We start from the raw sequence: 22,880 nt of genomic DNA, 5'->3' as shown, positions 1-22,880 counted from the left end.
TCGAACCGTGGTTACCAATGCTCTCCGCTCCCTCGCGGGCGGGTCCCGCCGACTCGCCACCCACGCCGCCCTCGGCCGCGCATTCACCGTGCACGACGTCGCCGACGCCATTGTGCCGGTCGACCTCAGCGGGAAGCTGGTGCTCGTCACCGGCGCCTCGTCGGGTATCGGCGAGGAGGCCGCCCGCCAGCTGGCCGCGCACGGCGCGGTGCTGATCCTCGTCGCACGCGGTGTCGGCGACCTTGAGCGCGTCGCCGCCGAGATCACCGACGCCGGCGGAACGGCCCATGCCGTCCCCGGCGACCTGTCCACCGAGCAGGGCGTCGGCGACCTCCTCGACGCCGTGCTCACCCGTTTCGGCACCCCCGACATCGTCGTCAACAACGCCGGGCGGTCGATCCGGCGCACCGTCGCCGACTCGACCGGACGGATGCACGACTTCCAGCGCACCATGGCGATCAACTACTTCGGCCCGGTCGGCCTGACCCTGGGTGTGCTCGACGAGTTCCTGCGCCGCGACAGCGGACATTTCATCAACGTGTGCACCTGGGGTGTCACCAGCGGTGCGATGCCGAAGTTCGCCGCCTACGGCGCGTCGAAGGCCGCGCTGGCCACCTTTGGGCGCAGCCTCGCCGCCGAGCTCATCGACACCGGGGTGTCCGTGACCAACGTGTGTTTCCCGCTGGTGGCCACTCCGATGATTGCACCGACCACCGAGTACGCGAACGCACCCACGCTGTCGGCATCCGACGCCGGGGAGTGGATCGTCCACGCGGCCAAGCATCGACCGCTGGAGATCATGCCGCGCTACGCCAAGGCGCTACGGGGAATCACCGCCCTGTCGGCGTCGTTGTCCGACCGGATCCTGGCCCGCGGCTCGATCTGAGCGCCGCCGGGCCGCGCGTTCAGGCCCCGTAGACCCAACGGCCTCGGGCACACTGCATGGCCTTGCCGCCCGGTCCCCGCGCGGTGGTGTACTGGCCCGTGCACTTGCCACCCGGCTTGCGCACCTGCGGGTCGACGCCGGAGATCTTCACCCACCGGTGCTTGCCCGACCCCATGTTCGCGCACACCATCATCCCGTGTTGCGTCGTGCGAATCCGGTTGATCTGGGCCTTGCCGCACACGCGGCCGACGCCGGGCAGAGCGTTGCTGCGAGGTTTGGCCTTGCTGTGGGGTTTGGTCTTGCTGTGGGGTTTGGTCTTGTGCCGCGGTGCGGCCTGGTGCGGTTGGCCGGGCTTGGCCTTGCCCGCCTTCGGCTGCTTCTTGTCGGCCTTCTTGGCCGCCGGCGCCGGACCGAACGGGTTCTGCGACAGCGACCCGAAGTCGAGGATCTGGCGCGCGACCGGCACCGGCGCGGACCCAGAACCGCCTACGACGGCCACGCCGCCGATCCCGAGGCCCGCGACGACCACGGCGGCACCCACCGCCCGGGTCAGCAGGGTCTTCTTGTTCCGCAAAGTCACACCAGTCACAGAAACAACATTAGTTACCGCGGTAGCCGCTGGACCAGCCCCGATGGCACTCCGAAGTCCAATCGCAACCGTCCCGCGACCAAGGCGCCGGGACCGCTCCGCTACTCGACACTTTTCCCTCGCCGAACAGCGGTGGAGGATGTCTCGCATTGGCAGATCTGCCGCTGTGCTTGACTGAACGACATGCTCGATCAGCCCTTGCAGCCGCGACCCGACCCGATGGACCCCTACCTGGACAGCGGCGCGTTGTCACGGCTGCAGCGCGAGATCCGCATCGACGCGGTCCGACCCGACGGACACGTTCGGTTCGACGCCGTCGCCCGCTACCTGCAGGACGCCGGACACGACCACCTCAAGGCACTGGACTACGACACGATCCATCCGCACTGGATCGCCCGGCGCACCGTGATCGACCTGCGCGCGGCCGGAGTGTGGCCGGAGACCGTCACGACGCTGCGGTGGGGGTCGAAGATGGGGTCGCGCTGGTGCAACGTGCGCATCGACCTCGACGGCGACGCGGGTACGCGGGTCGAGACCGAGGCGTTCTGGGTCAACTTCAACGCCGAGACCGCCACCCCGTCGCGGCTCGACGACCGCTTCGTCGAGGTATTCGGCTCCCCCGCCGAACCCGGCCCGCTGCGCTGGAAGGCCTGGCTGGACCCCAACCCGCACCCCGACGCCGAGCCGATCGGGTTCACCCTGCGCGACGCGGACCTCGACGTGATGCGCCACGTCAACAACTCGGTCTATTGGGCCGCACTCGAGGAAGCCCTCGGCCGTCACCTCGACCTGCGCGATCACACCCCGCTGCGCGGCATCGTGGAGTTCAACTCACCGCTCGTCCCGGCCGACGCCCCGCGCCTGCTCATCCACCGCGACGGCGACCAGCTGTCCGCGTGGCTGATGGCCGGAGACCGCAATGCGGCGGCCTTGGCCGCGCGCAAACTCGACTAGCGCTCAGGCCCCGGCGGCGGCGACCACGTCGGCGATCCGCGCGGCGATGCCGTGCGCCGCGTCGGCGGTCGGCGCCTCTACCATCACACGGACCAACTGCTCGGTGCCCGACGGGCGCAGCAGCACCCGGCCCTGGCCGGCGAGCTCGGCCTCGGCGGCGGTGACCGCCTCCCGTACGTCGGCGGCGGCGGCCACGGCGTGCTTGTCGGCGACGCGGACGTTGATCAACTCCTGCGGCAACACCGTCATGATCGATGCCAGGTCGGCCAGCGGCTCCTTCGTCGCGGCGATCTGCTCCATGAGCAACAGCCCGGTGAGGATGCCGTCGCCGGTGGTACCGGCCCCCGGAACGACGATGTGCCCGGACTGCTCGCCGCCGAGCGCGTAGCCCCCGCGGCGCAACTCCTCGAGGACGTACCGGTCGCCGACGGCGGTGGTGCGCAGCTCGATCCCGGCCTTCGTCATGGCCAGGTGCAGCCCGAGGTTGCTCATCACGGTGGCGACGAGCACCCCGTCGGTCAAGACTCCGCGATCGGCCATCGCGGTGGCCAGGATCGCCATGATCATGTCGCCGTCGATGATGTCGCCCTTGGCGTCGACGGCCAGGCAGCGGTCGGCGTCCCCGTCGTGGGCCAGCCCCAGGTCGGCGCCGTGCTCGAGGACGGCGGCCGACAGCTTGCCCATGTGCGTCGACCCGCACTCGTCGTTGATGTTGAGTCCGTCGGGCTCGGCGAAGATCGAAATGACCTCGGCCCCCGCGGCGCGGTAGGCCTCTGGGCCGAGTTGTGCGGCGGCACCGTGGGCGCAGTCGACGACGACGGTCAGGCCGGTCAGATCCGTCTCGATCTGTGCGGCGAGGTGGTCGAGGTAGCGTCGCGCGGCGTCGGGCGCCTCGCGCAGGCGGCCGATCTCGGCACCGGTGGGCCGGGTGACGGTTTCGACGGTGGCCATGGCGGCCTCGATGCGGTCCTCGACGGTGTCGTCGAGCTTGTGCCCGCCGGGGCCGAAGATTTTGATGCCGTTGTCCGGCATGGGGTTGTGCGACGCGGAGATCATCACGCCGAAGGTGGCGTCGTACTCCGCGGTGAGATAGGCGACGGCCGGCGTCGGAACGACGCCAACGCGGATCGCGTCCACCCCGTGGGCGGCGAGGCCGGCGCACACGGCGGCCTCGAGGAATTCACCGGAGGCGCGCGGGTCGCGGCCCACCACGGCGGTGGGACGGACGGCGGTCGAACCGGGTTCTACGTCGTGCAAAACTTCCGCGGTGGCCGCGGCCAGGCGCAACGCGAGCTCGGCAGTGAGCTCGGCGTTGGCCCGGCCGCGGACGCCGTCGGTTCCGAACAGTCGGGACACGCGGTCAGCGCTTGCTGTACTGCGATGCCTTACGGGCCTTCTTCAGGCCGTACTTCTTGCGCTCGACGGCACGCGGGTCACGCGTGAGGAAGCCGGCCTTCTTGAGGGCCGGACGGTCCTCCGGGCTGACCTCGACCAGCGCGCGGGCGATGGCCAGGCGCAGCGCGCCGGCCTGTCCCGACGGGCCGCCGCCGTGCAGGCGGGCGTAGATGTCGAACGACTCGGTGCGGTCGACGGTCACCAGCGGCGACTTGACCAACTGCTGGTGCACCTTGTTGGGGAAGTAGGTCTCCAGGTCGCGGCCACCGTTGAGGTGGAACTCGCCGGTGCCGGGCACCAGGCGGACGCGCACGACGGCCTCCTTGCGGCGGCCGACGGTCTGGATCGGGTGGTCCAGGACGATCGGCGCACGCTCCACGGGAGCCTCGGCCGGGGCCTCGGACTCGGTGGTGTAGTCGTCGGTGGCGATCTCCACGTCGTCGACCTCGATGTTCTCAGTCACGTTCTCGTCGCTCACTGGGCCACCTGCTTGATCTCGAAGGGAACGGGGCTCTGGGCCGCGTGCGGATGGTTCGGGCCGGCGTAAACCTTGAGCTTGGAGCCCATGGCGCGACCGAGCTTAGTCTTGGGCAGCATGCCCTTGATGGCCTGCTCGACGACACGCTCCGGCTTGGTGGCGAGCAGCTCGCCGATCGACTGCGACTTGAGGCCGCCCGGGTGGCCCGAGTGGCGGTACTTCATCTTGTCGGCCGCCTTGTTGCCGGTGAGGGCGACTTTCTCGGCGTTGACGACGATGACGAAATCGCCGCCGTCGATGTGGGGTGCGTAGGTCGGCTTGTGCTTGCCGCGCAGCAGCGTTGCGCTCTGCGTGGCCAGGCGGCCGAGCACCACGTCGGTGGCGTCGATGACGTACCACGTGCGCGTGATGTCACCCGCCTTCGGGGTGTAGGTAGACACGGTTGATCCTCAACTCTTTGTCGTGACTGCTGGTCAAGTGCAGCGGCAGGATGATTCTCGGCGACCAGTTGGGACCCGGGAACCCCGCGAAAACGCCGAAGCACCAAGGAGCCAGGGTACGGGAGCGCCCTGGTCAGGGTCAAAACCGCCGTCGCCGCTGAGAATGGGCCCCTGGCGCACCGCCGAGGGAAATACTCCCTCCGTAGATCATCACGGGCCCATTCTCAGCAGCAATCCGAGCCACGACCCCGCTAGGGTCGACGTCATGGATACCGTGACACTCGGCCCGGACGACGGCGAGTTGGTTCTCACCACCGACAAGACCGGACCGGCGGCCAAGACCGGACACCGGCTGACCATCACCTTCTCCGACTGGACCGGGACGGTCGATTTCGACGGCACCGAACCCACGGCCGTGTCCCTGACGGTGGTGCTGGAATCGCTGACTGTCCTCAGCGGCGAGGGCGGCCTCACCCCGATGACCGCCCCGGAGAAGGCGATGGCCCGCACCAACGCCCTCAAATCGCTCAAGGCGTCGAAGTTCCCGCAGATCACCTACCGCAGCACCGGCGTCTCCCCCGTCGACGGCGGGTACCGGCTCGACGGCGAGTTGACTGTGGCCGGAAAGACCATCGGCAAGCAGGTCGACGTCACCGTCGGCGAAACCGGCAGCGGGTGGGACGTGGCGGCGGCGACGACGGTCAGCCACAAGGCCGTCGGGTTGAAGCCCTACTCGCTGGCGATGGGCGCGCTCAAAGTCGCCGACGAGGTGGGCCTGCGGTTCCACGCCGCCGTATCGAAGTAGCCGCGTCCTACTCCCCGGCGCTGGCCACCGCGCGCCGACACACCCTGTCCACGTCGGCCTCCCCGGAGTCTTGGCAACCGACGCTGAGCTGGACCCGCCCCCTCGCCACGTCGAGGATGCGGACGTACCAGCGGATCGGCGCCCCGGAATCGGGGGTCTCGCGGTAGGCGGTGACCCGTTTGCCGGCGAATTCGGCGTGGGCGGCGAACTCGCCGACCGCGTCGTCGCCGCGCTGACGGACCCGCTGCGCCAGGCTCGCCGCAACCGAATCGGCGCTCGCGTCCCGGCGCAGCGGGCTGACGGCCACGACCACCCGGCCACCGGTCGCGGGGTCGACGAACACCGCACGCGGCGCCGGCTCGCCGGACAGATCGGTGCGCCGCCACTGCTCCGGGACGTCGACGCGCACCCCGCCGACCGTCGTCTGGGTTCCCGCCTCACCGGGGCGCGACCACCACACGACCCCGGCCACTCCGGCGATCACCAGCACCGCGGCGGCGGCACCCGGCCAACGCCGCGGCCGGGCCCGCGCGAATGCCACGACGCCCGGTGGCAGCGGCGGGAGCGGCCGGTGCGCCCCGAAACGCTGCAGCAGCGCGGGGTCGACCAGGACCAGCCGTGCGGTTCCGATGCGACTCGACACCGCGCGCATCACCGGGCGCAGGTGCTGCGGCGGCGTGTCGACGACGACGAGGTCCACGCCCGCCGCGCTCGCCGCCAGTCCGGACAGCACCCGCTCGGCCCCACCCCGGAGCACCGGTTCGGCCGCCGTCGCAGCCGCACCCGCGACCAGGTGCACCACCCATTCGCGACCGTCGGTGGCGATCACGAGCACGGCCGCCACGCCCGCGTCGGCATGGCTGCGCGCGATCGCCAGCGGACGGCTCACGATTGGCTCGCGACGTGGATGACCTCGCTGCCCGCGCGGGTGACGAACTCGCCCCGACCGGGGATCCGCCGCGCCATCCGGGTCTGGCCGACGATGTAGCCCTCGTCGCGGTCGCCGCTCATCAGCAGGGTGTCGGTGGACAGATCCCGCAGACGGGCGATGACCGGGTCGAACAGGGCGCGCGACACCCCGCCGGAACGGCGCGCGAGGATCAGGTGGAACCCGATGTCGCGGGCGCTGGACAACAGGTCGACGAGCACCAGCAGCGGGTTGCCACTGCTGGTGGCGACCATGTCGTAGTCGTCGACGACCAGGTACACATCCGGTCCGCTCCACCAATCGCGGGCCGCCAGTTGCCCGGGCGTGACGTCGTCGGGCGGGAGCCGACCCTCCAGCAGGGTCGCGAGCTCGGTCATCAGCGGGCCGGCCGACGACGCGGAGCTCGCATATCCCGCGAGATGGGTGTCGGGGACGCGGCCGAGCATCGTCCGCCGGTAGTCGACGACGACGAGCTTGACCTGCGTCGGATCGGCCCCGGCGACCAGGCCCGAGGCCAGGGTGTCGAGCACCGTCGTCTTACCGTGCTCGACGTCGGCGAGGACGAACAGGTGGTGCCGCGCGGTGAAGTCGAGCAGGACCGGCGCGAGGTCGGACTCGCCGACGCCGATCGGCACGACGCCGGCGGGCAGCCGGGTATCGGTGGCGTCGAGGTGCTCGCGCAGCTGGGCCAGGTCGAGCCGCGTCGGCAACAGCGGGACCGGCGGCGCCCGGTGCCCGCCGTGGTGGCGGACCACCGCGTCGACGAGGTCGGACAGGCCCGCGTCGCGGGCCAGGCCGGGCAGGGCGACGAGCAGGTGCAGGCCCTCGGCGGTGATCCCCCGACCGGGCCGGTTGACCGGCACAAGTTCGGCGTCGCGGCGGCTCATCTCCGAATCCAACGGATCGCCCAGGCGCAGTTCCAGCCGCGAGCCGAGCAGGTCGCGGACCGACGGGTGGATCTGTGCCCACCGCGTCGCGGTGAGGATGACGTGGACGCCGTAGGAGAGTCCGCCCAGCGCGATGGCCGCCAGGTCCGCCTCGAGTTCGTCGAACTCGTCGCGCAGCACGCCCATGCCGTCGACGACGAGGAACACATCGCCGTGCGGATCGTCGTCGAGGGCGTCGGTCCCGTCGTCGCGCATGCTCCGGAAGTGCCGCATCGACTCGACGCCGAGCCGGGCGAAGTCCGCCTCGCGGCGCGCCATGATCGTCCGCACCTCGGCGAAGGTCCGGCGAATGCGCTCGGGGTCGGAGCGGGTGGCCACCGAGCCGACATGGGGCAATCCGGCGACCGCGGCGAGCCCCCCACCCCCGAAATCGAGGCAGTAGAACTGGACCTGCGCGGGGGTGTGGGTCAGGGCGGCCGCGCAGATCAGCGTCCGCAACGCGGTCGACTTCCCCGACTGGGGACCGCCGGCGATGGCCGCGTTCCCGGCGGCACCGGACAGGTCGACGAGGAGGAGTTCGCGGCGCTGGTCGTAGGGCCGGTCGACGATCCCGACGGGCAGTCGAAGCGCGCCGGTGATGCCCGGCGACTCGGCGGGAAGCGGGGTCACGATGTCACCGATCAGCGGCGACTCGTCGAGCGGCGGCAACCACACCTCATGCGCCGCGGGGCCGTGTCCGGCCATGCGGGCGACGAGTACGTCGAGCAGGGTCGGGCCCGTGCGCCGCTGCGCCCGGTCGTCGTCGGGCCCAGTCGACGAGATCGAGGGCCCACTCGACGAGATCGAGGGCCCAGTCGGCGGGAGTGGCGCGGGTGGGGCGGCGGTGAAGTCGAGAACCAGCCCCGAACGCCGGCGCGGCCCCGGCGAACCCGCTTGTTCGGCCGTGTCGGCGATCTCGTCGGCGACCGGGCCGGAGACGTAACAGGTGTTAAACCGGCGCGGGGAGGACGAGTCGCACTTCAGGTACGCCGAACCCGGCACACTCGGCAGGTGATAGGCATCCGGGACGCCCAGCACCGAGCGGGATTCGTTGGCAGAGAACGTCTTCAACCCGATCCGGTAGGACAGGTGCGAATCGAGCCCGCGCAGCTTGCCCTCCTCTAACCGCTGCGACGCCAGCAGCAGGTGGATGTGCAGCGACCGGCCCAACCGGCCGATCATCACGAACAACTCGGCGAAATCCGGCTTCTGCGCGAGCAATTCGGAGAATTCGTCGACGACGACGAACAGGGCGGGCAACGGCGGCAGGGCCGCACCGTCGGCGCGGGCCTGTTCGTAGTCGGTGACGTTGGCGAAATTGCCCGCCGCCCGCAGCAACTCCTGGCGGCGGTTCAGCTCGCCGCGCAGCGCATCACCCATCCGGTCGACCAGTGCCAACTCCTGCTCGAGGTTGGTGATGACCGCCGACACGTGCCGGCTCTTCTCCAGTCCGAGGAAGGTGGCGCCGCCCTTGAAGTCGACCAGCACCAGGTTCAACTCCTCCGGGGAGTGCGTGGCCATCAAGGCCAGCACCAGCGTGCGCAACAGCTCCGACTTCCCCGAACCGGTTGCGCCGACGCACAATCCGTGCGGCCCCATGCCCCCGTGGGCACTCTCTTTCAGGTCCAGCTCCACCGCGTTGCCGTCGGCGTCGTAGCCGATCGGCACCCGCAACCGTTCCCGGCCGGCCCGCCCGCGCCACCGCAGCGACGGTTCGAAGGCGCGGGGGTCGCCGATGTCGAGCAGGGCCGCCAGGCCCGGGTCGGGACTCGGACCGACCTCGCCCAGGTCCGTCAGTGCGGCCAAAGCCGTCGACGGGCGGTACGGCGCCATCCGGCGGGCGAATGCCGCGGCCTGGGCCACCGAGAGCCCGTCGGCAACGGCGAACTCCTCCATCCCGAGCGCGGTCCGCGCGGCCAGCACCGCACCGTCGACGTGCAGCGCCAGCCCGCGGCGCATCGCCACATCGACCAGCGCCCCGCCGAGGGCGATGATCGCGACCCCGTCGATACCGGCGTCGCCGGCCAGCCGCTCCTCACCGCTCACGTGCGCGCCGTCGAGCACGATCACGATGTGGGGCCGGGCACCGGTGCCCGGCTCGCCGCGGGTGAACCGGGTGCGTTCGGCGAGCTGCGGAGCCAGGGCGGTCTCGACCTCGGCCAACGATGCGACGAGCAGCGGCCGTTCCAACGGGCCGTCGTCGCGGTCGGTGCGCGCGGCATGCGGCAACCACTTGACCCAGTCCCACCGCTCCCAATGGTCCGGATGCGCCGCGACGGCCACGCGCACGTGGTCGGGCCCCTGCCACGCGGCCAGTTGCACCAGCACCGCCCGCACCAACGCCGCCGCCTCGGCGTCCCCGCCGTCGACGGCCACCACCGGGAACCCGCGCAGCGACACCGCGATCGGCAGGCGGTGGACCGCGGCATGGGCGCGCAGGAACCGGCGCAACGCGACCATCGCGACCGGTTCCAGGTCTTCGGGCGGGGCCATCTCCGGCGGTACCAGTCGCGTGGCCAGGCGCTGCGACCCGACACCGACGCGCACGTGGACGAAATCGGCGTCGGCGTGGCGACGCTCCCACATGCGTCTGGACCCGGTGATCGCACTCAGCACCGCCGGGGCCGGGTGCCGCCACCGCAGCGACGCGGACTGTTCGGCGACGGTGGTCGCCACCTGCCCGCGCAATTGGGCCAGATAGCGGAAGTAGTCGCTCCGCTCGGCCGCCAACTCGGCCGACCGTTTGCCGCCGCCGCGGCCACCGGTGGCAAACATCCCGACCATCGACATCAGCATCATCATCGGGAACATCAGGAACAGCGGGTTGGCCAGTACCGATCGCCCGCCGGTGACGAACATCAGCGCGATCATGCCGACGACGGCGATGACCATCACCGCGGGCAGGGCCGTGGCCGCGAGGCCCGCCGGGACCGGCTTGGTGACCTCGGGCGGCGCCACCAGGTCGATGTCCCCGCCGGGCGCCGGTGGCGCCGCGATGCGGGCCTCGCGCACGAACAGTCGCGTCGAATCAGCCATGGATCCCCCCAGATCGTGTCGGCCGCGGCCCGTGTTCCCCCAGTGATCACGGACTCTCGCGCAGAGTAAGCCCGGTGACGCCGCGGCGACGGCGAAACCAGCCAAACCGTCCGTTTCGGCCCCCGATCCGACGGCGGGCTGGTAAACCCGACGACCAGGGGCTTCATCTGGGGGGATGATTCATGACCGCTTGGGCACGTGTTTGTGTGGCCGGTCCGACGTCGAGCATCGACGTCGGATTGCCGGCCGATCTGCCGATCGCCGACTTCCTCGACGAGTTGGTGCAGCGGCTGGCCGGGCCGCCCGAGGTGACCGAGGATCCACCGATGTGGGCGCTGTCGCCCCTCGGGCGGGAGGCGCTGGCGGCGCATGAGACGTTGCGCGACGCCGGCGTCGACGACGGGACGTGGCTGGTGTTGCGGCGGGGCCCCGCCGAGGATCCCGCCGTCCTGGTGGACGACACCCTCGACGCGCTGACCGAGGTGACCGACGCCCGCCACCGATCGTGGTCGCCGCGGACCGCCGTGGTGACCGCGGCCGTGACCGCCACCGCGGCCACCCTGATCGCCGCCGCCGGGCTCGTCGTCGGCCGCGGCAGCGCAGGGCCCTCGGCACACCTGGCTGCCGCCACCGCCGTCGTCGTTGCGGTCGGCACCGTCCTCGCCGCGGTCTACGCCGGGCGGAAACATCCGGCGAACCCGCTGTCGGCAGCGCTGTGCGCCATGGCGGTGATGTGCGTCGGTGCCGCCGGATGGTGCGCGGTACCGGGGGTCCCCGGTGCCGCCAGCGCACTCTTGGCGGCGGCCGCCGCGACGGTGTGCGCCGCCCTCACCCTGCGGACCACCCACCTCGCGCCGATCGCCCATCTGGCCGTGATCACCACCGGGAGTCTCGGGATCGTCGCCGCGGTCGCCGGGCTGGCCGGGCTGGACCGGCCCCGGCTCGGCGCCCTCGTCGTCGTGGTCGCGCTGCTGGTGGTGCTCGCCGCACCGCGGCTCACCATCGTGCTGGCGAAGATCCCGTTACCGCCGGTCCCCTCCCCGGGCGAACCGGTGGATGCGGTCCAGGCACCGCTGTTGCCCACGATCGAAGCCGTCGACGCGATCTCGTTGCGCGCCCTGCCCGATGTCGATGCGCTGGCCCGACGGGCCGAGCACGCACGGGAGTACCTCGCCGGCCTCTGCCTAGGGGCGTCGGCCGCTGCGGCGGTGGCCGCCACCGCTGTCGGCGTCGAGGCACCGGACTGGCGGTTCACCGTCCTGGCCGTCGGGGTCGGCGCCGCACTGGTCTTGCGCGGGCGCTCGCACACCGACCTGCTCCAGGCAACGGGGTTGATCGCCGGAGGCATCGCCGCCGTCCTCGGCTTCCTATGTGCCGCAACGGTGTCGCCACTGATCGTCGACGGTGCGGCCGCACGCCCGTTGTCGGCCGCCGTCGCCGCGCTGGCCGTGGCGGGGATCGCCCTGGTGGTCGGCGGGTGGGCCGTCGGGCACGCCTTCTCGCCGCTGCAGCGCCGCGCCGCCGAGCTTGCCGAGTACGGGCTCCTCGTCGTGTTGATCCCGCTGTTGCTGTGGGTGCTCGAGGTGTACCGGATGATCCGGGAGGCATGGTGAGCCCGCTGCGGCGGTGGCTGCGGTGCGGGGTGGTCGCGGCAGTGATTGGGCCGAGCGTCCTGGTGGGCGCCGCCCCGGTGATGGCGGTGCGCCCACCGGCCATCGCCTCGGCCCCGCCCGGTGACGCGGCCCCGCCCGGCCGGGCCGAACAGCGGACCACGTGCGCGGTCCCGGTCCCGACCGATCGCCCCACCGTCGCCGCCCGCGACGCGGCCGCCCTCCTCGACATCGACCGAGTCCACCGGATCGCCACCGGCCGCGGCCAACGCGTGGCGGTCATCGACACCGGCGTGACCCCGCACCCGCGGCTACCGCGGATCGTCGACGGTGGTGACTTCGTCACCGGAAGTAGTGGATTGACCGACTGCGACGCCCACGGGACCCTCGTCGCGGGTCTCATCGCCGCCCGCGCCGATCCCGCCGACGGCTTCGTCGGCCTGGCCCCCGACATCTCCCTCATCTCGATCCGCCAGTCCAGCGCCGCGTTCGCGCCACCGCGCCGCGACGACGATCCGGCCGCGACGGTCGGCAGCGGATACGGCTCGGTGGCCGGTCTCGCCGCCGCGGTGATGCGCGCCGTGCGCCTCGGCGCCACCGTCATCAACATCTCCGAGGTCGCGTGTGCCCCGGCGTCGTCGAGCGCGAAGCTCGACGACGCCGGGTTGGGCGCGGCGCTGCGGCATGCCGTCGACCACAACGTCGTCGTGGTGGTGGCGGCCGGGAACGTCAGCGCCGACGGCGGCTGCCGCGACCAGAACCCGCGCGGCCCTCGGGCTGCGCAATGGTCGACGGTGCGGACCGCCGCGACCCCGGCCTGGTTTGCCGACGACGTGCTGGCCGTCGGCTCGGTGGATTCCGGTGACGGCCGTCCGTCGGCCTTCAGCCTCGCCGGCCCGTGGGTGCGGATCGCCGCCCCGGGCACCGAACTGACCAGCCTCGACCCTCGACCCGGGCGCACCGGTTTGGTTGCGGCACTCGCCGGGGCCGACGGGGCGATACCGATCAGCGGGACGAGCTTCGCCGCCGCCTACGTCAGCGCCACCGCCGCCCTGGTCCGCGAGCGCTTCCCGTCGCTGGACGCCCGGGCGGTCATGCGGCGCATCACCGCAACGGCCACCGGCGGCGGCGACGGACCCGATCCACGGATCGGCTTCGGCGTCGTCGACCCCCTCGCCGCGTTGACCGCCACCACCACCGATCAACCGCGGACGCTGACTGCCCGGTTCCACCCGGCCCCGGCCGAACCACCCCCGAGCCGACTGCCGATGATCGTGTCGATCGGCGGTACCGTGCTGCTGGGCGTGATGCTGGCGGTGACGTCGCGGGTCGCGCGCCCCCGGGTGGCGCCGCACCACGACGACGGGCTCTAGCGCTGCTGAGATTCGGCCCGTACGGAGCGACGGACGTGATAATCACGCCGCTGTCCTGGGATCGGACAAATCTCCGCAGCTATTTGGCGGTGCGCGCCGGACGCAGCTCGCGCGGGAGCGCGAAGGTCAGCGTCTCCTCGGCGGTGTTGATGGTCTCGACGTTGTCGTAGCCGTACTCGGACAAGAAGTCGAGCACGCCGCGGACCAAGACCTCGGGCACCGACGCCCCCGACGTCACGCCCACGGTGGTCACTCCGTCGAGCCAGGCCGGGTCGATTTCACGGGCATAGTCCACCAGGTAGGACGCCGAGGCGCCGGCCTGCAGCGCCACCTCGACCAACCGCACCGAGTTCGACGAGTTCTTCGACCCGACGACGATGACCAGTTCGCAGTGCTTGGCCATGGCCTTCACCGCGACCTGGCGGTTCTGCGTCGCGTAGCAGATGTCGTCGCTGGGCGGGTCCTGCAACTGCGGGAACTTCTCGCGCAGCCGCTTGACGGTCTCCATCGTCTCGTCCACCGACAGCGTCGTCTGCGACAGCCACACCACCTGGGCGCCGTCGCGGACGGTCACGTCGTCGACGTGGTCGGGGCCGTCGACGATCTGGATGTGTTCGGGTGCCTCGCCGGAGGTGCCCTCGACCTCCTCGTGGCCCTCGTGGCCGATGAGCAGGATGTCGTAGTCGTCGCGGGCGAAGCGCTTGGCCTCTTGGTGGACCTTGGTGACCAACGGGCACGTCGCGTCGATGGTCATCAGGTTGCGCGTCTTGGCCGATTCGTGGACCGCCGGGGACACGCCGTGGGCGGAGAAGACGACGATCGCCCCCTCGGGCACCTCGTCGGTCTCGCCGACGAAAACGGCGCCGCGCTCCGAGAGCGTGTCGACGACGTGGCGGTTGTGCACGATCTCCTTGCGGACGTAGACCGGGGCACCGTGCTTGTCGAGCGCACGCTCCACGGTTTCGACGGCCCGGTCGACGCCGGCGCAGTAGCCGCGCGGCTCGGCGAGCAGGACACGCTTGGAGGACATGGCTACCAGGGTACGGACTCAACAGCGCGGTGGCTAAACGTGCAGATGAGTGATATGGCACAGTTGAGTCATGACGCAAGCTCCGTACACCGTTCGCCTGGCCACCGGCCTGATCGTGACCGCGCTGGAAGAGACGAAGAAGCTGCCCACGCAGCTGATCACACTGCCGATGACCGCGGTGAGCAATGCGGTCCAAGCCGGCATGCGGTTCCAGCAGAACGTCGCCGAACTGGTCATCAAGGGCGACGCCACGCTCAGCGCCCTCTTCGACAAGCCGGAGGAGCAACCCGCGTGGGCCGTCTTCGACGAGGACGACGACGAGCCGGCCGACGTCGCCCCCGCGGCACCGGTGGGGTTGCGCAGCACCCCGGAGCCCGCCGCCAAGCCCGCCCCGAAGCCGGAGGCGAAGCCAGAGCCAGAGCCGGCGGCCAAGCCGGAACCGAAGGCTGCGGCACCCGCCAAGAAGGCACCGGCGAAGAAGGCCCCCGCCAAGAAGGCCGCCGCGAAGAAAGCGCCGGCGAAGAAGGCTCCGGCCAAGAAGGCCCCCGCCCCCGAGGCTCCCGCCGACGGTGCCGCCAAGGCGTCGGACACCGACGCCGCGGCCGGCCGCTTCGCCTTGTACAGCTCCGTGCCCGCCGTGACCGACACCCCGGCGGCCGCGCCGGCCAAGCCGTCGGGCCCCACGCCCGAGGTGGCCGAGTTCCTCGACTACGACAACCTCACCCTGGCGCAGTTGCGCGCCAAGATCCGCACCGTCGACGTCGAGGACTTGCGCGTCCTGGCCGCCTACGAGCGCGACGGCCGCAACCGGGTCCCGTTCGTGACGATGCTGGACAACCGCATCGCCGCGAAGGACAGCTAGCGCCGACGAGGTGACCGCCGCCAACTCCGCGCAGGAGCCGTGGCCGGTCCGCACCGTCAACGTCAAGATCGCGGACTGGATCCACCGGCTGGGCCAGATCTGGGTGGAGGGGCAGATCACGCAGCTGTCCCGCCGCCCGGGCACGCGGACCGCCTTCATCACCCTGCGCGATCCGGCCGCCGACATGTCGTTGACGGTCACCTGCCCGCCGGAGGTCATCGACCGCTCCCCCGTGCCGCTGACCGACGGGACGCGCGTGATCATGTGCGGCCGCCCGTCGTTCTACACCGGCCGCGGCACGATCTCGTTGCGCGTCACCGAGATCCGGGCGATCGGCATCGGCGAACTCCTCGCGCGCATCGAGCGCCTGCGCCAACTGCTGCACGCCGAAGGACTCTTCGACCCCCGCCTCAAACGGCCGTTGCCGTTCCTGCCCCGCGGTATCGGCCTGATCAGCGGCCGCGCGTCGGCCGCCAGCCACGACGTGGTGTCGATCGTGCAATCGCGGTGGGCCGCCGCGCTGATCGTCGTCCGCGACGCCCCGGTGCAGGGCCCGTCGGCGGTGCCCCGCATCCTCGGCGAGCTCAAGATGCTCGACGACGATCCCGACGTCGACGTCATCATCATCGCCCGTGGCGGCGGCAGCGTGGAGGACCTGCTGCCGTTCTCCGACGAGCAGCTGTTGCGCGCGGTCGCCGCCTGCACGACACCGGTGATCAGCGCCATCGGGCACGAACCGGACAACCCGCTGCTCGACCACGTCGCCGACGTGCGGGCCGCCACCCCGACCGATGCCGCCAAGCGGGTGGTACCCGACGTCGCCGCCGAACTCGCCGGCATCGCGACCATGCGCCGGCGCAGTGCGGGCGCGCTGCGGAACTGGGTGCAGCGGGAGCGCCACGTCGTCGACGGCCTGCGCGCCCGACCGGTACTGGCCGATCCGCTGCGGCTGATCGACTCCCACGCCGGCGCGGTCGAACGCCACCGCGCCGACCTGCGCCGCGACGTCGCGCGCCTCGTCGAACGCGAAACGCACCGGCACGAGCACCTCGCCGCCCGGCTCGCGACGCTGGGTCCGGCGCAGACGTTGGCCCGCGGTTACGCGATCGTGCAGAATCTCGACGACGGCGCCCGCGTGGCACACGACACCGCCGACCTGCCCGACGGTGCACGGGTGCGGATCCGTGTCGCCGACGGTGCGGTCACCGCCCAAGTAACCGGACAAGAGGAGACGTCGTGAGCATCGACCCCGCACAGTGGTCCCCGGTCGCCGAACTGGGCTATGAGCAGGCCCGCGACGAACTCGTCGAGGTGGTCGGGGCGCTCGAGCAGGGCGGCCTGGACCTGGACACGTCGCTGAAGCTGTGGGAGCGCGGCGAGGAGCTGGCCAACCGCTGCGAGGAGCACCTCGACGGTGCGCGCGAGCGGATCGAGTCGGTCCTCAACCCCGAGGACGACGACGAATAGCGGTCCCGGACTTCCGAAGCGGTCAGCGACTCGTCGACGCGATCGGGACGGCCAGCACCACCGCGCGCGCCAGTGTCGTGAAGTCGGCCTCGGTGGCCTTGCCCGACAACCCGATGCGCACGTCGCCGAGATCGGCGATCCACACCTTGCGCACCCCGTCACTCGGGGCCAAGCGGTCGCCGACCACATAGGTCACCCACCGGCGGCCGTCGATCTCGCGAGTCCCGGTGCCCGACAGATCCCCGTCGGTCTCCCGGTTGGGGTTCAGCGTCGGCAGCAGCGCGGACTCGGCGGCGTCGGTCTGCGAGAGACCCAGGTAGAAGCCGCTGGGCGTGACCCACCCGACGGTGCTCACCAGCTTGTCGCCGATCTGGTCGCGGGTCCCGGAGTTGGGCTTCCAACTCGACGGCAGCGACGGCTCGCGGATGGGAAAGGACATCGACGCCGCGTCAGCCTTCAGCGCCGCCTGGACGTTGAACGGCGGGATCTTGTCGTCGCCGGCGCCGCCGGTGAGCCCGACCGAGCAGTTCCGCGACGAAACCACGACGAGTGCGACCAGCGCGAGCAGCGCCAGCAGGGACATGATCATGTCCCTGCTGCTGTTGAGGATGCGCGGTTTGTCAGCCATGTCGGCCAGTATCCCAGGTGAGGTGCACACCGCCGGCGGGCGCCATGAAAAGATGGAGACATCCACCACTGCTCTACCCACCTCGACCACACACCGTCGAGCTACGAGAGGCGCACGCATGTCCGGTACCAATGAAGCCCCCGACCGCAACCTGGCGATGGAACTGGTCCGCGTGACCGAGGCCGCCGCCTTGGCCGCCGGACGCTGGGCCGGGCGCGGCGACAAGAACGGCGGCGACGGTGCCGCGGTCGACGCGATGCGCGAACTCCTCTCGACGGTGTCGATGCGCGGTGTCGTCGTCATCGGCGAGGGCGAGAAGGACGAGGCGCCGATGCTCTACAACGGCGAGGAAGTGGGCAACGGCGAGGGCCCCGACTGCGATGTGGCGGTCGACCCGATCGACGGCACCACGCTGATGGCCGAGGGCCGCCCGAACTCGATCGCGGTGATCGCGGTCTCCGAGCGCGGCACGATGTACGACCCGTCGGCGGTCTTCTACATGGACAAGATCTGTGTCGGCCCGGAGGCCAAGGGTCACATCGACATCACCAAGCCGGTCGCCTGGAACATCAACTCCGTCGCCAAGGCCAAGGGCATCGAGGTCGCCGACACCACCGTCGTCGTGCTCGACCGTCCGCGCCACACCGACCTCATCGCCGAGATCCGCGAGGCCGGCGCGAAGGTCCGCCTCATCTCCGACGGCGACGTCGCCGGTGCCATCGCCGCGGCCGATGACACCAGCTCGGTGGACCTGCTGCTGGGCGTCGGCGGTACCCCCGAGGGCATCATCACCGCCGTCGCCATGAAGTGCATGGGCGGGGAGATCCAGGGCAAGTTGTGGCCGCGCAACGAGGAGGAGAAGGCCAAGGCGATCGCCGCCGGTCACGACCTCGATCAGGTGCTGACCACCGACGTCCTCGTCCGCGGTGAGAACACCTTCTTCGCCGCCACCGGCGTCACCAACGGCGACATGCTGCGCGGTGTCTCCTACCGTGCCAACGGCGCCACCACCCGCTCGCTGGTCATGCGCTCGAAGTCGGGCACGATCCGCCGCATCGAGAGCATCCACCGCCCGGCGAAGCTGCGCGAGTACGCCCGCATCGAGTTGTAGCGGAACGACGATGCACACGATCGACTTCCGCGTCGAGCGCGAGCTCGGCGGAGCGATGGAGATCACGCCCCTCGTCGATGGCGACTCACTCGTCGACCTCGTCGAACAATTCGAAGTGGGTCGTCGATTCGATCCCGCCGGCGCGTACGGCGGACTGATCCCCGAGTTCTACGACTTCGGGCCTCTCGAGGACTTCTTCGTCAGCGGTTTCCCCGCCTGGTCCGACGGCTCCGAGGCCGTCCGCATCCCGGTGCTCGGCTGCGGCGACTGCCGCGAGTGGGGCTGTTGGCCGCTCGAGTGCACCGTGACCGTCGACGGCGGCGACGTCACCTGGGACGGCTTCGCGCAACCACACCGGCCGGAGTGGGACTACACCGGTTTCGGTCCGTTCCGGTTCGACTGCGTCGCGTACCGCGCAGCGGTGGCGCGGATGGCCGCTGCGCTGTCCCGTTAGGTCAACCTGACCACTGCCGGAGGAGTGCGGCGGCGATACGCTCACTGCCGTGAGCACTCCAGCCCAGGCTCCGGATTTCTTGTACTCCGACCTGCTTCCGACCGGTCCCGACGAGACGCCCTACCGTCTCATCACCACCGAAGGCGTGTCGACCTTCGACGTCGACGGCCGCCAGTTCCTCAAGGTGGCCCCCGAGGCACTGCAACGGCTGACCGCCGAGGCGATGCACGACATCAGCCACTATCTGCGCCCGGCGCACCTGGCGCAGTTGCGCAAGATCATCGACGACCCGGAGGCGTCGGGTAACGACCGCTTCGTCGCCCTCGACCTGCTCAAGAACGTGAACATCTCCGCGGGCGGCATCCTGCCCATGTGCCAGGACACCGGCACCGCGATCGTGATGGGCAAGAAGAGCGAGGGCGTGCTGACCGGCGCCGACGATGCGCAGGCCATCAGCCGCGGCGTCTACGACGCCTACACCAAGCTCAACCTGCGCTACTCCCAGCTGGCCCCGCTGACGACCTACGAGGAGAAGAACACCGGGACCAACCTCCCCGCCCAGGTCGAGATCTATGCGACCGAGCAGGGCCCCAAGGGGCCGGAGTACAAGTTCCTGTTCATGGCCAAGGGCGGCGGCAGCGCCAACAAGTCCTTCCTGTTCCAGGAGACCAAGGCGATCCTGAACCCCAAGCGGATGCTGGAGTTCCTCGACGAGAAGATCCGCTCGCTGGGCACCGCGGCCTGCCCGCCCTACCACCTGGCCGTCGTCATCGGCGGGACGTCGGCGGAGTTCGCGCTGAAGACCGCGAAGTACGCCTCGGCCCACTACCTCGACGAACTGCCCACCGAGGGGTCGATGTCCGCGCACGGGTTCCGCGACCGCGAACTGGAAGAAGAGGTCTTCAAGCTGACCCAGTCCTTCGGGATCGGGGCACAGTTCGGCGGCAAGTACTTCTGCCACGACGTCCGGGTGGTGCGCCTGCCGCGCCACGGCGCGTCGTGCCCGGTGGCGATCGCGGTGTCCTGCTCGGCCGACCGCCAGGCGTTGGGCAAGATCACCGCCGACGGGGTTTTCCTCGAACAACTCGAGACCGACCCGGCGCAATACATGCCCGACGCCGGGGTCGCCGAGGACATCGAGGGCGGCCAGGTCGTCTCGATCGACCTGAACCGGCCGATGCCGGAGATCCTCGCCGAGCTGTCCAAGTACCCGGTGAAGACCCGGCTCTCGCTGACCGGTCCGCTCGTCGTCGCCCGCGACATCGCCCACGCGAAGATCAAGGAGCGCCTCGATGCCGGCGAGCCCATGCCGGACTACCTGCGCGACCACCCGGTCTATTACGCCGGTCCGGCGAAGACCCCCGAGGGCATGGCGTCGGGCTCCTTCGGCCCCACCACCGCCGGCCGGATGGACTCCTACGTCGAGCAGTTCCAGGCCGCCGGCGGTTCCATGGTGATGCTCGCCAAGGGCAATCGCTCCCAGCAGGTGACCCGGGCGTGTGAGAGCCACGGCGGCTTCTACCTCGGATCGATCGGTGGCCCGGCGGCACGCCTGGCGCTGGACTGCATCAAGAGCCAGGAGGTCATCGAATACCCCGAGCTCGGCATGGAGGCGGTCTGGAAGATCGAGGTGGAGGACTTCCCCGCGTTCATCGTCGTCGACGACAAGGGCAACGACTTCTTCACCGACCCGTCGGGGGCCGTCAACGTCCCGATCAGCGGCGTGCGGATCCGCTCGAAGGAGCGCGGTCAGCGCTTGTAGATGCTGCGGAAGTCCGACACCACGAAGGTGACGCCACGGCCCGAGCAAGTCGCCCCGGTACCGGCCGACCCGACCTTGCAGGTCACGGTGTGTCCGGCCTCGGTGAAGGTCCGGGGCCGGCTGTCGATGCCCTCTCGGGCGTACCGCTCCGCAATGCGCTTGGCGGTGGCACAGCTGACGCCGCTCGGCGCATAGACGCCGTAACCCTGGGAGGTGCGCGCACAAGCCGCAGCGTCGGCCGATGGCGCCACCGCTGCCGACATGCCGATGGTTCCGGCGGCCATCGCGGCCCCGGCCAGAACGGTCATGATGCGAGTGTTGGAGCGTGCCATTGTCTTACCCTTCGTCGTCGGAACCCAGGCCAGATGCCGGGGCGGCCGTGCTGTGAACGCGGCCAAATTGAAGGCTAGGTAAGCGAAAAAGGGGCTGCAACCAGGTAAAAGCACTGGTCAGACTGGCTAAGCTCGAGCATAGCAACAGGTGTAGTAGTGGTGTATAGCTATGCATTTTGAGCTTAGCATGCACTGTCAAGAATCCAGAATGTGGCGTACTTCACATTTCCGGGTCGTCAGTCCCGGGCGTCGCGCGGTGCCGACGACGACACGAGACGATTGAGCTCGTCGGAGACGGCCGCTTCGATGTCCTCGCGGACAAACGTCTGGAAGGCCGCGTCGGGAACCGTGCCGACGCCCATCAGGGACGCCAGACGCCGCGCCTGCTTACGCTCAGCCTTCTCGATGACGTTGCGGACCAAGCGCGCGTTCCCGAAGGATCGAAGTCTCATCACTCCCCTGCGTTCGGCATCGGCGAGCGCGGCGTGGAGGGCCTCCGACGCGTCGGAGGCGAGGGCATACCCTTTGTCCGCGGCCATTCCGGTGGCGATCTCGACCAGCTCGGCCGGCCCGTAGGGCTCGAAGTGGATCGTGGTGGAGAATCTGGACCTCAGGCCGGGGTTGGCCTCCAAGAACTCCTCCATCTCCTCGGAATAGCCAGTCGCGATGACCACGAACTCGTCCCTGGCATCCTCCATGCGCTTGAGCAACAGGGCGATGACCTCGTCGCCGAACACATCACCACCGGAGTAGCCCTCCCCCTGGTGGGTGTACGCCTCGTCGATGAGGAGGATTCCGCCTTGCGCTTTGTCCAATACCTCAGTGGTCTTCGCCTGGGGCGAACCCAGGACCTCGCCGACCAGGTCCGCCCGGTCGACTTCGACGACGTGCCCCTCGGCGAGCACCCCGAGCGCCTTGTACAGTCGGCCGACGAGCCTGGCGACCGTCGTCTTTCCGGTTCCGGGCGGACCGGCGAAAACCATGTGCTGGGTGATCCGCGCATCGCCGGAAAGGCCGCGCGCCCGACGCTCCTGTTCGACGCTGACGAGGGCGACGAGGTCCTCGATCTCGCGTTTCAAGTGGTGTTGCCCGACATGGTCGTTCAGCTCGGCGAGCACCTCATCGACTGTCTCGTCTCCGACGAGGTCATCGACCGTCTCGTCGCCGACGGGCCACCGGTTCCCGACGGGCACCGCCGCCGGTCGATCCGCGCGCGGCGGCCCCGCAAGATCGGGGATCTCCAAGGTGGGAATCTCTCGTTGCGCGGCCGCGAAATGCGCCTTCGCCTCATCGAGGCGGCCCTGGTTCCCCACCGCGAACCCGAGACCGTACTGCGCGTGTGCACGAATCCCGGGATCCTGCGCGCCGTCGACGATGGGCCCGAACCGCCGCTCCGCGGACACATGGTCGCCGGCGAGAAGCAACGACTGTGCCGCCGACAGACTCGCCGCCTCTTGCAGTGAGAAGCTTCCGCGCCCCCGGACGGAAACGAAGAACCCCAGCGCCTGCTGGTATCGCTCCTCGGCCAGCGCTATCCTCCCCCACAAGAAGGCGACCGGACCGCTCTGGGTGGCGTCGGGCGGCAGCACGTTCACCGCGGTGGCCAGGTCGCCCCGGTTGACGCAGTCCGCCGCGACCGCGCACCGCAAGTCCTCCGTGGTCTGCAGCGCGCACCACCCGTATGACTCGTGCAGTGCGGGAAAACGCGATTCGAAGTCGTGGTCCAGGCGCGCGCCCGTCGCCGAACCGGGAGATGCTGCGGTACATCGCCCACAACGCCCGCCGACGACGCTCCCCATTCGCCGACCTGATAT

General features: G+C 70.4%; 21 protein-coding genes. 11 read left to right on the top strand and 10 right to left on the bottom strand.

The window, feature by feature from the left end:
- Window positions 1-7 precede the first annotated feature (7 nt).
- Window positions 8-886 (top strand): SDR family NAD(P)-dependent oxidoreductase, encoded by an 879-nt coding sequence (locus nbrcactino_RS06310; protein WP_161926588.1) that lies wholly within the window; start codon window positions 8-10, stop codon window positions 884-886.
- 19 nt (window positions 887-905) lie between these two features.
- Here the strand turns inward: nbrcactino_RS06310 and nbrcactino_RS06305 are convergent, their stop codons facing one another.
- Window positions 906-1,466: a hypothetical protein gene (locus tag nbrcactino_RS06305; RefSeq protein ID WP_161926587.1), complete on the bottom strand. Its 561-nt coding sequence runs from the start codon at window positions 1,464-1,466 to the stop codon at window positions 906-908.
- A gap of 192 nt (window positions 1,467-1,658) precedes the next feature.
- Here nbrcactino_RS06305 and nbrcactino_RS06300 point away from each other — a divergent pair, with 192 nt between their 5' ends.
- Complete coding sequence (locus tag nbrcactino_RS06300) at window positions 1,659-2,429, top strand: acyl-[acyl-carrier-protein] thioesterase (RefSeq protein ID WP_161926586.1); 771 nt, start codon at window positions 1,659-1,661, stop codon at window positions 2,427-2,429.
- Between the two features lie 3 nt (window positions 2,430-2,432).
- On the opposite strand, the gene glmM is transcribed toward nbrcactino_RS06300, so the two are convergent.
- Genes glmM through rplM form a run of 3 tightly spaced genes read right to left on the bottom strand, consistent with a single transcriptional unit; the run spans window position 2,433 to window position 4,742 of the window.
- Complete coding sequence (gene glmM / locus nbrcactino_RS06295) at window positions 2,433-3,785, bottom strand: phosphoglucosamine mutase (RefSeq protein ID WP_161926585.1); 1,353 nt, start codon at window positions 3,783-3,785, stop codon at window positions 2,433-2,435.
- Between the two features lie 4 nt (window positions 3,786-3,789).
- Entirely contained in the window at window positions 3,790-4,302 is a 513-nt protein-coding gene (gene rpsI / locus nbrcactino_RS06290; protein WP_161926584.1) for a 30S ribosomal protein S9, read from the bottom strand.
- Complete coding sequence (gene rplM / locus nbrcactino_RS06285) at window positions 4,299-4,742, bottom strand: 50S ribosomal protein L13 (protein ID WP_161926583.1); 444 nt, start codon at window positions 4,740-4,742, stop codon at window positions 4,299-4,301. Before rplM ends, rpsI begins: the two co-directional genes overlap by 4 nt.
- Window positions 4,743-5,007: 265 nt before the next feature.
- Here rplM and nbrcactino_RS06280 point away from each other — a divergent pair, with 265 nt between their 5' ends.
- Window positions 5,008-5,547: a YceI family protein gene (locus tag nbrcactino_RS06280; protein WP_161926582.1), complete on the top strand. Its 540-nt coding sequence runs from the start codon at window positions 5,008-5,010 to the stop codon at window positions 5,545-5,547.
- Window positions 5,548-5,554: 7 nt separating this feature from the next.
- Here nbrcactino_RS06280 and nbrcactino_RS06275 read toward each other — a convergent pair whose 3' ends face one another.
- A complete protein-coding gene (locus nbrcactino_RS06275; RefSeq protein ID WP_161926581.1) occupies window positions 5,555-6,436 on the bottom strand; it encodes a type VII secretion-associated protein in 882 nt (293 codons plus the stop codon).
- Window positions 6,433-10,437 (bottom strand): type VII secretion protein EccCa, encoded by a 4,005-nt coding sequence (gene eccCa / locus nbrcactino_RS06270; RefSeq protein ID WP_161926580.1) that lies wholly within the window; start codon window positions 10,435-10,437, stop codon window positions 6,433-6,435. The genes nbrcactino_RS06275 and eccCa overlap by 4 nt, the downstream gene beginning before the upstream one ends.
- 182 nt (window positions 10,438-10,619) lie before the next feature.
- On the opposite strand from eccCa, the gene eccD reads away from it, so the two are divergent.
- A complete protein-coding gene (gene eccD, locus nbrcactino_RS06265; RefSeq protein WP_161926579.1) occupies window positions 10,620-12,050 on the top strand; it encodes a type VII secretion integral membrane protein EccD in 1,431 nt (476 codons plus the stop codon).
- On the top strand, window positions 12,044-13,420 hold the full coding sequence (gene mycP / locus nbrcactino_RS06260; RefSeq protein ID WP_161926578.1) for a type VII secretion-associated serine protease mycosin: 1,377 nt from the start codon (window positions 12,044-12,046) through the stop codon (window positions 13,418-13,420). The genes eccD and mycP overlap by 7 nt, the downstream gene beginning before the upstream one ends.
- A gap of 79 nt (window positions 13,421-13,499) precedes the next feature.
- Here the strand turns inward: mycP and nbrcactino_RS06255 are convergent, their stop codons facing one another.
- Window positions 13,500-14,450, bottom strand: coding sequence for a 4-hydroxy-3-methylbut-2-enyl diphosphate reductase (locus tag nbrcactino_RS06255; RefSeq protein ID WP_161926577.1), 951 nt, complete (start codon window positions 14,448-14,450; stop codon window positions 13,500-13,502).
- 70 nt (window positions 14,451-14,520) lie between these two features.
- Between nbrcactino_RS06255 and nbrcactino_RS06250 the strand changes: the two genes are divergently transcribed.
- From nbrcactino_RS06250 to nbrcactino_RS06240, 3 genes are read left to right on the top strand one after another with little or no spacing between them, the layout of a single operon-like run.
- Window positions 14,521-15,312, top strand: a complete 792-nt coding sequence (locus tag nbrcactino_RS06250) for a lipid droplet-associated protein (RefSeq protein WP_161926576.1) — start codon at window positions 14,521-14,523, stop codon at window positions 15,310-15,312.
- Between the two features lie 10 nt (window positions 15,313-15,322).
- A complete protein-coding gene (xseA, locus tag nbrcactino_RS06245) occupies window positions 15,323-16,552 on the top strand; it encodes an exodeoxyribonuclease VII large subunit (RefSeq protein WP_161926575.1) in 1,230 nt (409 codons plus the stop codon).
- Window positions 16,549-16,779, top strand: a complete 231-nt coding sequence (locus nbrcactino_RS06240) for an exodeoxyribonuclease VII small subunit (RefSeq protein ID WP_161926574.1) — start codon at window positions 16,549-16,551, stop codon at window positions 16,777-16,779. Before xseA ends, nbrcactino_RS06240 begins: the two co-directional genes overlap by 4 nt.
- A 22-nt stretch (window positions 16,780-16,801) precedes the next feature.
- Here nbrcactino_RS06240 and nbrcactino_RS06235 read toward each other — a convergent pair whose 3' ends face one another.
- Window positions 16,802-17,407, bottom strand: coding sequence for a DUF4245 domain-containing protein (locus nbrcactino_RS06235; protein WP_161926573.1), 606 nt, complete (start codon window positions 17,405-17,407; stop codon window positions 16,802-16,804).
- 118 nt (window positions 17,408-17,525) lie between these two features.
- Here nbrcactino_RS06235 and glpX point away from each other — a divergent pair, with 118 nt between their 5' ends.
- From glpX to nbrcactino_RS06220, 3 genes are read left to right on the top strand one after another with little or no spacing between them, the layout of a single operon-like run.
- The gene (gene glpX, locus nbrcactino_RS06230) at window positions 17,526-18,518 is read left to right on the top strand and encodes a class II fructose-bisphosphatase (RefSeq protein WP_161926572.1); all 993 of its coding nucleotides are present in this window, start codon (window positions 17,526-17,528) and stop codon (window positions 18,516-18,518) included.
- Between the two features lie 10 nt (window positions 18,519-18,528).
- Window positions 18,529-18,972: a hypothetical protein gene (locus nbrcactino_RS06225; protein WP_161926571.1), complete on the top strand. Its 444-nt coding sequence runs from the start codon at window positions 18,529-18,531 to the stop codon at window positions 18,970-18,972.
- 49 nt (window positions 18,973-19,021) lie between these two features.
- Window positions 19,022-20,734, top strand: a complete 1,713-nt coding sequence (locus nbrcactino_RS06220) for a fumarate hydratase (RefSeq protein ID WP_161926570.1) — start codon at window positions 19,022-19,024, stop codon at window positions 20,732-20,734.
- Here the strand turns inward: nbrcactino_RS06220 and nbrcactino_RS06215 are convergent.
- Together nbrcactino_RS06215 and nbrcactino_RS06210 are read right to left on the bottom strand one after the other, a co-directional pair.
- On the bottom strand, window positions 20,722-21,042 hold the full coding sequence (locus nbrcactino_RS06215; RefSeq protein ID WP_228460703.1) for a hypothetical protein: 321 nt from the start codon (window positions 21,040-21,042) through the stop codon (window positions 20,722-20,724). The genes nbrcactino_RS06220 and nbrcactino_RS06215 overlap by 13 nt on opposite strands.
- 260 nt (window positions 21,043-21,302) lie before the next feature.
- Entirely contained in the window at window positions 21,303-22,865 is a 1,563-nt protein-coding gene (locus nbrcactino_RS06210) for an AAA family ATPase (RefSeq protein WP_371864493.1), read from the bottom strand.
- Between the last annotated feature and the right edge of the window lie 15 nt (window positions 22,866-22,880).

The organism is Gordonia crocea (assembly GCF_009932435.1).
Taxonomy (GTDB): Bacteria; Actinomycetota; Actinomycetes; order Mycobacteriales; family Mycobacteriaceae; genus Gordonia; species Gordonia crocea.
The sequence above is the reverse complement of the archived record's forward strand: the minus strand, read 5'-3'. Positions and strand labels throughout refer to the sequence as shown.

Bases quoted from the DNA above. Each gene is read 5' to 3' on its own strand.
- nbrcactino_RS06300 (WP_161926586.1), top strand. From the start codon at position 1,659: ATGCTCGATCAGCCCTTGCAGCCGCGACCCGACCCGATGGACCCCTAC.
- nbrcactino_RS06280 (WP_161926582.1), top strand. From the start codon at position 5,008: ATGGATACCGTGACACTCGGCCCGGACGACGGCGAGTTGGTTCTCACC.
- eccCa (WP_161926580.1), bottom strand. From the start codon at position 10,437: ATGGCTGATTCGACGCGACTGTTCGTGCGCGAGGCCCGCATCGCGGCG.
- eccD (WP_161926579.1), top strand. From the start codon at position 10,620: ATGACCGCTTGGGCACGTGTTTGTGTGGCCGGTCCGACGTCGAGCATC.
- mycP (WP_161926578.1), top strand. From the start codon at position 12,044: ATGGTGAGCCCGCTGCGGCGGTGGCTGCGGTGCGGGGTGGTCGCGGCA.
- nbrcactino_RS06255 (WP_161926577.1), bottom strand. From the start codon at position 14,450: ATGTCCTCCAAGCGTGTCCTGCTCGCCGAGCCGCGCGGCTACTGCGCC.
- nbrcactino_RS06250 (WP_161926576.1), top strand. From the start codon at position 14,521: ATGACGCAAGCTCCGTACACCGTTCGCCTGGCCACCGGCCTGATCGTG.
- nbrcactino_RS06235 (WP_161926573.1), bottom strand. From the start codon at position 17,407: ATGGCTGACAAACCGCGCATCCTCAACAGCAGCAGGGACATGATCATG.
- glpX (WP_161926572.1), top strand. From the start codon at position 17,526: ATGTCCGGTACCAATGAAGCCCCCGACCGCAACCTGGCGATGGAACTG.
- nbrcactino_RS06225 (WP_161926571.1), top strand. From the start codon at position 18,529: ATGCACACGATCGACTTCCGCGTCGAGCGCGAGCTCGGCGGAGCGATG.
- nbrcactino_RS06215 (WP_228460703.1), bottom strand. From the start codon at position 21,042: ATGACCGTTCTGGCCGGGGCCGCGATGGCCGCCGGAACCATCGGCATG.
- nbrcactino_RS06210 (WP_371864493.1), bottom strand. From the start codon at position 22,865: ATGGGGAGCGTCGTCGGCGGGCGTTGTGGGCGATGTACCGCAGCATCT.